The organism is Francisella sp. 19X1-34, from assembly GCF_041102755.1.
In the GTDB taxonomy this organism is placed as follows: Bacteria; Pseudomonadota; Gammaproteobacteria; order Francisellales; family Francisellaceae; genus Francisella.
In genome coordinates, this window is the sequence record NZ_JBGCTX010000081.1 from 1 (window position 1) to 9,803 (window position 9,803).

Consider the following 9,803-nt stretch of genomic DNA (forward strand, 5'->3'; position numbering starts at 1 on the left):
TAAAATTGATTGATTCTAATTCTTTGACTTAGATTTGACAACATATTTATAACTTTAGGGGGTTAAGAAACAAAGCCGCCCCTCAGCGCACGTAGGTTAGCCAATGTCCAAATCGTATCAAAAAGTATACTTTTCTGCACATTTATTTTACTGGTGCATTAATATGGTGTATAATATAAGTATATTTTAGCTTTAAAAGTTTTTGCACTATGCCACAGATTAGTACATTTTATGGAATTATTATCTACATGTATTGGCGTGAACACAACCCTCCTCACTTCCATGCGGAATATCAAGGCAGTAAAGTTGCTATTGATATAAATACATTAACTGTGATTGAAGGTAGTCTACCACGGAGAGGTATTAATCTAGTTTTAGATTGGGCCGAGATCCATAAAGACGAATTATTAAAAAACTGGGATTTATGTCAGATGAAACAACATCCTAATAAAATAGATCCTTTAGCGTAGGAGAAATATCATGTACTGGGATATTAAAAATATTAAATATAGAAAACACCTAAATTTAGCCATAGAGTTTGAAGATGGTCTCAAAGGTGAAGTTATATTTAAAGAGGAGAACTTAACTGGAGTGTTTGAACCACTTAGAAATAATAAAGAATTTAGAAAGTTTTTTATTGGTAATGGTGACACTATAGTTTGGGATTGTGGGGTTGATGTGGCTCCAGATAGATTACATCACGATATCAAAAATAGTGGAGTATGTATTTTATAATGGAAATAGTAGGCTATGCTAGAGTATCTAGTAAAGATCAATCATTAGATATTCAGTTGGAAAAGTTAAAAGCATATGGTTGTACAAGGATATTCCAAGAAAAAATATCAGGTGTCGATCAAAATAGACCTGAATTAATTAAATGTAAAGAATATTTGCGAGATAAAGATACTTTAGTCATAACTAGATTAGATAGAATGGCTAGAAGCGCTATAGATCTAGGTAATATAGTAAAAAACCTAGAATCTAATAATATTAATTTTGTAGTACTTGACCAAAATATAGATACTACTACTAGTTATGGTAAATTAACTTTTCAGATTCTTTCATCAGTAGCTGAATTTGAAAATGAGATTAGAAAAGAAAGACAGCGAGAAGGTATATCAAAAGCCCTAAAAAATGGTAAGAGATTTGGCAGACCTGCTAAGATAACTAAAGATATAGTCTTATTAACAAAAGATCTAATACAACAAGAAATATCAATATCCAATATATTAAATCAAGTAGATATTTCAAGAAGAACTTTTTTTAATATAAAACAAGGTAAGTACGATCATCTATTAGTTAGTGCTTAAAATGTAATTTTTTAAATTCAATTCCCTAAGAAATATTAATATCAATACTTTTCGTTTCACAATATATATCTAGAGGATTTACATGTCCACTAGATCTCCCTATACCAGACTCTTTAAAACCTCCAAAAGGACCACCACTAGATGCTGTAGTATTTATTCCAACTTTACCAGCCTGTACTTTCTTACCAAAATTGATAGCTTTAGATAAATCCTTTGTATAACAATATGCTGCTAATCCATATTCAGTATCATTAGCAATCTCTAAAACATCATCATTGTCACTAAATTTATAGAAAACAGCTACAGGTCCAAATATCTCTGTTTTGAATATATCCATATCCTTAGTAGCATTCGTCAAAACTGTAGGAGAAAATAATAAAGAGCCTTCTTTAATCAACTTACCTCCATATAATAGTTTAGCTCCATTAGATACAGCATCTTCAATTAACCTGTTAACTTTTTCTAGTACCTTGAGGTTATTCATAGGCCCCATAGTTGTTTTAGAATTTAAACCGTCACCAACAATCTGTTGCCTAGCTAAGTTAGTGAATTTCTCAATAAACTGATCATATACTTTTTCATGTACTAAAAACCTATTTGCATTTACACAAATCTGACCACAATTAGAGAATTTGATAGAAGCAGCATCATTTACAGCTTTTTCAATATCACAATCATCATATACGACAAAAGGTGAATTACCTCCTAATTCTAATAATAACTTCTTAACGTTACTTGAGGATTTTTCATATAATTTTTTTCCAGTTAAAGTAGACCCTGTAAAACCTAACATTCTAACTCTATGATCTTGGCATATAGTATCTCCTATTTCTTGAGGACTTTTAGCAGTTAAATATTGGATAACATCTTTAGGAATACCTGCTTTATAAGCTAAGCTAATAGCAGCAGCTACAGCTAAAGGCGTTTCTTCAGAAGTTTTACATAAAGCAACATTACCTACAGCTATAGCTCCTGAAATTGTGCTTAAGCTAATAAATAATGGGAAGTTCCATGGGGTTATTACTGCAATTATACCTAAAGACTGCTTAGTAACTATAGTTTGTAACGAAGGATCACTTTGAATAGGAGTATAACCATGAGTGTTTTTAGCTGTATTTGCATTTTCTCTAATGCTTGATATAGCCCACAATAATTCACCCGTAGCCGCTCCTATTGGTTTACCTTGTTCTTTTGTCAATAGTGAAGATAGTTCTTGTATATTTTCCTCTAAAAGATCTGCCCATTTACATAATAATTCAGCTCTATAAGAAATATTTTGATTATCCCAATCTTGATATCCTTTTTCTAAAATATCTAAAGCATCTAGTGTTTCTACTCTACCCATTTCAGGTAAGCTACTAATAACTTCTTGGGAATATGGATTAATTACATCAAATGTACTATTTGTTTTAAATGTGTTTGATATCCAATCTTCAATATGATTATTCATAATTTAAGTTCCTAATTATTTGTTTTGATAAAAAGTGGTAATTTCAAATTATATTTACTCAGGAGAATCTGTTAGTCGCAAATATGGTTTAATGGTTTCAAAACCATCCTTAAACATTATTTCAGCTTGTTCATTAGAGACATCAGGAGTTATAACACATTTATCTCCTTTCTCCCAGTTAACAGGAGTTGCAAGGCTATATTTGTCTGTTAACTGTAATGAATCAATAACTCTTAATATTTCGTTGAAGTTACGGCCTATAGAGGCTGGATAAGTAAGAGTAAGTCTAATTTTTTTATCTGGATCAATAACAAAAACGCTGCGTACAGTTAAAGTATCTGAAGCTTTAGGATGGATCATATCATAAAGAGTAGAAACTTTTCTACTAGAATCTTCAATAATTGGATACTTCACAGCCGTGTTTTGAGTTTCATTAATGTCTTTTATCCATTCGTTATGCTCTTCAACAGTATCCACACTCAAAGCTATAATTTTACAATTAAGCTTTTCAAATTTAGGTTTTAATTTTGCAGCCATACCTAACTCTGTAGTACATACTGGAGTGAAATCTTTAGGATGTGAAAATAAAACACACCAACTGTTTCCTAACCACTGGTGAAAATCAATTGTTCCTAAAGTTGTTTTAGCATTAAAGTTTGGTGCTATATCACCTAATTGTATACTCATCATAGAACTCCTTATGTTTAACTATTCGTGTAGTAGGACTTATGTATAAATACTAGTCTTTATCGTAAACAATTTCTCTAAATTTATTTAGCAAAATAACTTAATAAATTTATTAAAATGATTGTTCTCGAGTACTCTATAAATTAAATTGTTTTCCTAATAATTTTGCTAGATAGTTATATTGAGTATTAATAGTCTTTATCTTAATGTAAAGGTGTGTGCATCTGCTTGGTTTGATTACTATGATAACTCAAAAAGATATTGCTAATAGACTTAATATATCTAGAACAACAGTATATAGAGCATTGCTTGATCATGATAATATTAATCATAAAACTAAACAAAAGGTTTTAAGTTTAGTAAAAGAACTTGGTTATACTAAAAATCTAATAGGAAGCTCTTTAGCTAGAAAAAATGCTAAGAAAGTATATGCTTTTATTATTAAATCACATAATGAAAATTATTCTGTAGAGATTAAAAAAGGTCTGATAGATGGCTATGAAGAACTTAAAAACTATAATCTTTCAATTAATATTATAGAAACTAGTATTGATGAACCTGAGGATCAGATTTACCAACTTAAAAAAATAATAGAAGAAGAGTTGCCAGATGGAATTATAATCATTCCTCAATTAAAGAACCAAATAGAACAAATAATAAAAGATAATCCAAAAATAAAATTTATTGCCTTAGATTCTCCTATTAATAAAGATATTGATTATATTGGTAGTGATTATATTAAAGCAGGTAAAATCTCAGCAAACATTCTTGCTCCGCTACTTAGAAATAATGAAAAAGTTCTTATTTTAAAAACAAAGAGTGACGAGATATCTTCTAACGACTATTTGATGGGGTTTTATTTAGAAGCTAAAGCTCAGAATTTAAATATAGTAGGACCTATTTTTATTGAAAACATTTTAGAAAGTATAGATTTAATTATAAATAAATATCTCAAAGAAGATGTAGTAGCAATTTATAGTAATCGCCATTTATCAGAAATTATCAAAGTTATAACTAATCGCTTACCTAATATTAAGCTATTTGCTGTTACTAGAGGAATGAATACAAATATTCATGACCTTATATCTAGAGGAAAAATACTTGCTACAGTTAGAGAAAATCATATTAGACAGAGTTATTTAGCAGCCAAAAAGATATTTTCTTTATTACATGGAACTATAGAAGATAATGACGAAATATCCAAACAACAAACTATTGGATCTAAAATTATTTTTAAATCTAATTTAGATGAAGAAGTTTAAAATTAAGTGAGGAAAAAATATGAAAGAATTTACTTTAAATAATGGTAATAAAATACCAGTATTAGGATTAGGAACATATTTATCAGATAACAATGATGTTTATAAAGCAGTAAAACATGCTATTAAAAATGGATATAGACATATTGATTGTGCATATTTCTATGGTAATGAAGATCAAGTAGGTAAAGCTATAAAAGAATGCTTAGAAGAAGACATAGTAAAAAGAGAAGATCTTTTTATAACATCTAAGCTATGGAATGCTTATCATAAATATGAACAAGTAAAGCCAGCCCTATTAAAAACATTAAATAATCTTGATTTAGAATATTTAGATTTATATTTAATCCACTGGCCTGTTGCTACAAAAGTAGATGTCCCAACAAATGCAGAAGATTTTATCTCTTTAGATGAGGCTCCTATAATTGATACATGGAAAGCTATGGAATCTTTAGTAGATGATAGATTAGTTAAAAATATTGGTGTATCTAATTTTAGTATTAAAAAACTAAAATCACTTTTAGAAAAAGATATAAAAATTAAACCTGTTACTAATCAAGTTGAGGTCCATCCATATTTTCAGCAAAAAAATCTTTTAAATTTTTGTAAAGAACAAAATATTTTATTAACAGCATATTCTCCTCTTGGTACTTCAAATGCAAAAGATGAACTGTTAGGTAACCTTGATATTATAAGAATATCAGAAAAATATAATGCTGAACCAGCTCAAGTAATATTAGCATGGTTAATAGAAAAAAATATTATTGCTATCCCTAAATCAATTACTCCAGAAAGAATAGATAAAAACTTAGTATCACAATATATTAAATTAGATTCTAATGATATACATAAACTAAATTCACTAGATAAGAATCATAAATTTATAAGAGGAGATTTTTTCGCTTTAAAAGGCAGTCCATATACCTTAGAAAATGTTTGGGATGAAATAATAAACTAGTTTGCCACTCCATGTATAAAAAATCCCACTAATATAGAGTATTTAAGAATATGATTAGTGAGATGGCAATATAATATATTTTTTATACTTATTTATTACCTTCCAGAGATCTTGAAAAAGTGTCCTAAAAAACGACCATTTGTGAGACAATACTTTATTTCTATCTTAACGGAGAAATAACTTTAAATATCGTCATTAATTCATATTAAACAGACTGATTAGTAAATTATTATTAATACAATAAATAACAATTGTACCGATTTTATATTATTTTATTAAATTATTGTACAAAGCATTTTTTTATGTTATTTTTATATCATGTCTTTGTAATATTTAAATATATGAAAAATCTAACTCAATTCTCTGTAAAAAATCCTGTAGAGCTTATGGAAGCTTTGCATGAAGTTGGACAACAAGCTTTGGTAGATATTATTGAAGCAACTTCATCTCCTGATACGCGAAAACAATTGCGAACATGGGGAATGAAAGATGCTGCTGACATGATTGGAAAAAGTAGATCAAGTATCAAATCTTTTGAAGAAAAAGGAGAAATACCCTCACCCCCAAAAGATGAAAATGGAAGAAAACAATATTCCTTACAATTAATAAATGAAATCAGAGAAACGCTTGGGACAAGATTTCATAGACCTAAAAACTCAGACCCTATTGTATGTTGCGCTCTAAATTTTAAGGGTGGCTCAGGAAAGTCAATAACATCATTATTATTATCACAATATTTAGCTATCCAAGGATTAAATGTTCTTGGAATAGATCTCGATCCTCAAGCCACTTATACAACATGGTTTGGATTTATCCCAGATATTGACCTATCTGAGGATGATACTTTAACGACCACATTGCTTGAGGATGATTCAGATATAAATAGAGTTATTAAAAAAACATACTTCACAGGAATAGATATAATACCTGCAAACTTAGAACTTGAAAACGCTGAGCTTGAACTACCGAACTTCAACGAGGAGCAACTACAAAATTTAGGAAGTCCATTAAAAAGATTAGATAAAGCTCTCACTAAAGTTAAAGATAAATATGATGTAATTATAATAGATTGCCCGCCAAAAACAGGTGCTTTAACTATGAATGCTGTTTCCGCAATTAATGCAGCATTAATAACGCTACCACCAGCTATGCCAGATTTTGCATCATTTGTTAGATTAACAAAAACATTACAAAGAGTATTCAAAGCAATAAAATCTGATCATTTAGACTTTTTTAGAATACTTTTAACTAAACATAAAGGTAATCTTGGAGCTAATAGAATAGATCAGCTAATTAGAAAACTAAATGGTGAATATGTTCTAGTAAATCATATGGTTGATTCCGCCGAGATTGATAATACAGCAAATGCATTATTATCTTTATATGAAAAGCCATATGCAACAAATAGTACAACCTATAAAAGAGCTCTAGAAACATGTAACAAAGTGAATGACGAAATTTTCTCAGCTTTTAAAGAAATATGGAATGCTAATAGCAATAACTAAACTTAATTGAGGCATATATGACACAAAAGAAATGGCAAGATCCTTTAGAAAAATTATTAAATGCTGATAATAAAATATCATCAATTAATGATTATATGAATAAAGAAAATTTTGATGCGAACAAAATTCACGAAATCGATCCTAGTAAAATAAGAAGATGGATTGGTAAGGATAGACCTGAAAATGAGTTAGGAAATATCGAAGAACTAGCAGAGAGTTTGAAAACGATTGGTCAGCAGGTACCTTGTATTGTAAGACCTATTAAAAACACAAACGAATATGAACTGATTGTAGGTGAGTGCAGATGGAGAGCTGCTACACTTGCAAATATTAAACTAAAGGTACTTATTCATAAATTAGATGATAGAACAGCGGCTTTAGTCCAAGCTGTTGAAAATGAGCAGAGAAATGATTTATCAGACTATGCTAAAGGCATGAGTTATGCAAAAAAAATATCTGAAGGTTTATTAACTCAGAAAGATTTGACAGATATTTTAAAAATCAGCAAGCAACAAGTTTCCAGACTACTATCTTTTAGTAAGATATCAGAGAATATTAATAATGCTATCAAAGACTATAGAAAAGTATCTGCAAGGACTGCTTATGAAATAAGTAGACTTGGCAATAAAAGTATTGATCACCAAAAAATTATAATAGCACATGCTGATAAAATTAAAGAAGGTAAAATTGGAAGCTCTAGCATTTCTAAATTAATAGATAAGGAAATATCAAACAACAAATCATCTTCTAAAAAATATTATTCTAAGAATGGCGATCATGTTCTAACTATAAGAGATGATAGTAAAAGAAAATCTTTACACTTCTCATCCAAAATTAGTGAAAAAATTACAAAAAATACTCTTGATAATATTATTGAGGAGGTTTTAAAATGCATTAATTGATTAAGTCGCCGTACGGCGACTAACAAAAAAGGCCGCTTGCAGGCGACCTTTAATGCGGTTAACTAGATTAAGAAAACCACCGAAACAATTTTATTTTAATCTAGTTAACTCCTAATTGCAAACATTTTTAAGTATAAGGAGTTATAACTATGGCTACTATATTTCATGAAGGTCGTAAAATATTACGTTCAGAAATTGGAAATCACAATTATGCTGAAATAGCAGACTTACTATTTTTTAGAATTCAAATATCAAAATATAAAGAGAAAAATGGAGATACTTTCTTTTTATTACCTAACATTGAATATTTAGTTGAAGAAACAGGTATTAAGAAAAGAACATGTGAAAGAGCTCTTACAGAACTTGTTAAGAATGGTTTCATATCTAAATCAAAAACTAGATGCTATGATGGAGCAGTCAGACTTAAAATATTTATCACTAGCAAATTCAAAGCACTAATGAATTATATTAACTCGTTAATAAGTAAACCATCAACTGAAAATAAAACTCAAAATATTGATGTTAATACTGAATCTGAAACTAGTGATTATATGGCGGAATCAGACTTCGCCACTGAGGCGAAATCATATATAAAAGAAGAAGATATAAAAGATAATAATATTAACAATATAGATAATAACTATAAAGATATTGTTAAAAATGTTAATTTTTCTTATGAAGATGAATATACATATCAATTAGTAGATCTGTTATCAGATGAATATAATTTAGACTGCAATGCAATTTTATTTGCCTTAATAGAACTAAATGAATCAGGATTATATGAATGCAAGAATAAGTTAATAGATGATGCTATTAAAGTTGCTAAAAGAACTTGTAATCATGAAGACGTATTACCTAATGGAGAAATCTTTAACTCATACAAAGCAATTGAAGTAGCTGAAGATGTAAGACATACTGTTTTAACTGCTAGACAACAATTAGCAATACATCAAATGCTTAATTATTTGAATAATAAAGGTAAAGCAGTAATTTCTAATATCAAAGAGGTATTTTCATGGATAGAGTTTCAAATTACTAATCCAGAATATCAATTTAAAGGTTTAGGGTTTAAACACTGTTTGAATATTATTAGAAATCTATTGTGTGATTCTAGTAAGCAACAGTACTCTAAACCAGTAGGATTTAAAGGTTCTCGTGAACAATGAAACCTTTACTAATTTATTTTAGAAATTGGTATATATTTTAAAGATTTTTAATAAATCAAAATATAAATTTAAAATATTAAATTTTGGAGATAATTATTATGAAAACAGACCTTAAAACTATTTTTAATTTTGAAAGTATGAAAGAGTATTTTCTATCATTTGCCTATTTTGTGAGCTTGTTCTCTTCAACATCAATGTTTTTTGATCACAAAAGAATAATAATTGATGGTTTAATGGTTCAGTTTCCAATGGCTTTGTTTCTTAACCCCCTAAAGTTATAAATATGTTGTCAAATCTAAGTCAAAGAATTAGAATCAATCAATTTTAAAAACATAAAATACCAATGCCACATAAATACGCTGAATCAAAAGGTTGGCATGTGCCTAAACAAAAATATAAAATCACAAATTGGTCTGAATACAACAAAGCTCTAACAAATAGAGGTCGTATAGATATATGGCTTACTGAGGATGCAGTAAATAATTGGTATGAAAAAGATAATCCTTACAAGGGTTATGGTCAATTGAGATTATTCAAATGTATACTACTACAATTCATGGAAG

General features: G+C 28.8%; 11 protein-coding genes and 1 pseudogene. 10 read left to right on the forward strand and 2 right to left on the reverse strand.

Going from position 1 to position 9,803, the window contains the following annotated elements:
- Positions 1–209: 209 nt before the first annotated feature.
- The 3 genes from AB8E56_RS10460 to AB8E56_RS10470 are packed head-to-tail and all read left to right on the forward strand — an operon-like array spanning position 210 to position 1,310.
- Positions 210–470 carry a DUF4160 domain-containing protein gene (locus AB8E56_RS10460; RefSeq protein ID WP_329480856.1) on the forward strand — a complete coding sequence of 87 codons (261 nt, stop codon included), beginning with the start codon at positions 210–212 and terminating at the stop codon, positions 468–470.
- A gap of 10 nt (positions 471–480) precedes the next feature.
- Entirely contained in the window at positions 481–735 is a 255-nt protein-coding gene (locus tag AB8E56_RS10465; protein WP_329480858.1) for a DUF2442 domain-containing protein, read from the forward strand.
- Complete coding sequence (locus tag AB8E56_RS10470) at positions 735–1,310, forward strand: recombinase family protein (protein ID WP_329480860.1); 576 nt, start codon at positions 735–737, stop codon at positions 1,308–1,310. Before AB8E56_RS10465 ends, AB8E56_RS10470 begins: the two co-directional genes overlap by 1 nt.
- Before the next feature lie 25 nt (positions 1,311–1,335).
- On the opposite strand, the gene AB8E56_RS10475 is transcribed toward AB8E56_RS10470, so the two are convergent.
- Positions 1,336–2,760 (reverse strand): aldehyde dehydrogenase family protein, encoded by a 1,425-nt coding sequence (locus AB8E56_RS10475; RefSeq protein WP_329480863.1) that lies wholly within the window; start codon positions 2,758–2,760, stop codon positions 1,336–1,338.
- Positions 2,761–2,814: 54 nt separating this feature from the next.
- The gene (locus tag AB8E56_RS10480; protein ID WP_329480865.1) at positions 2,815–3,447 is read right to left on the reverse strand and encodes a peroxiredoxin; all 633 of its coding nucleotides are present in this window, start codon (positions 3,445–3,447) and stop codon (positions 2,815–2,817) included.
- 242 nt (positions 3,448–3,689) lie between these two features.
- Between AB8E56_RS10480 and AB8E56_RS10485 the strand changes: the two genes are divergently transcribed.
- From AB8E56_RS10485 to AB8E56_RS10515, 7 genes and pseudogenes are all read left to right on the forward strand, one after another.
- Entirely contained in the window at positions 3,690–4,709 is a 1,020-nt protein-coding gene (locus AB8E56_RS10485; protein WP_329480867.1) for a LacI family DNA-binding transcriptional regulator, read from the forward strand.
- A 19-nt stretch (positions 4,710–4,728) separates the two neighbouring features.
- Positions 4,729–5,664: an aldo/keto reductase gene (locus tag AB8E56_RS10490; RefSeq protein WP_329480869.1), complete on the forward strand. Its 936-nt coding sequence runs from the start codon at positions 4,729–4,731 to the stop codon at positions 5,662–5,664.
- Between the two features lie 341 nt (positions 5,665–6,005).
- Positions 6,006–7,169 (forward strand): AAA family ATPase, encoded by a 1,164-nt coding sequence (locus AB8E56_RS10495; protein WP_329480871.1) that lies wholly within the window; start codon positions 6,006–6,008, stop codon positions 7,167–7,169.
- Positions 7,170–7,186: 17 nt separating this feature from the next.
- Positions 7,187–8,071 carry a ParB/RepB/Spo0J family partition protein gene (locus AB8E56_RS10500; RefSeq protein WP_329480873.1) on the forward strand — a complete coding sequence of 295 codons (885 nt, stop codon included), beginning with the start codon at positions 7,187–7,189 and terminating at the stop codon, positions 8,069–8,071.
- Positions 8,072–8,220: 149 nt separating this feature from the next.
- Positions 8,221–9,240 carry a hypothetical protein gene (locus tag AB8E56_RS10505; protein ID WP_329480875.1) on the forward strand — a complete coding sequence of 340 codons (1,020 nt, stop codon included), beginning with the start codon at positions 8,221–8,223 and terminating at the stop codon, positions 9,238–9,240.
- A gap of 98 nt (positions 9,241–9,338) precedes the next feature.
- Positions 9,339–9,521: a hypothetical protein gene (locus tag AB8E56_RS10510; protein ID WP_329480877.1), complete on the forward strand. Its 183-nt coding sequence runs from the start codon at positions 9,339–9,341 to the stop codon at positions 9,519–9,521.
- A gap of 62 nt (positions 9,522–9,583) precedes the next feature.
- A pseudogene (locus tag AB8E56_RS10515) lies at positions 9,584–9,803 on the forward strand (hypothetical protein); the annotation flags it as partial.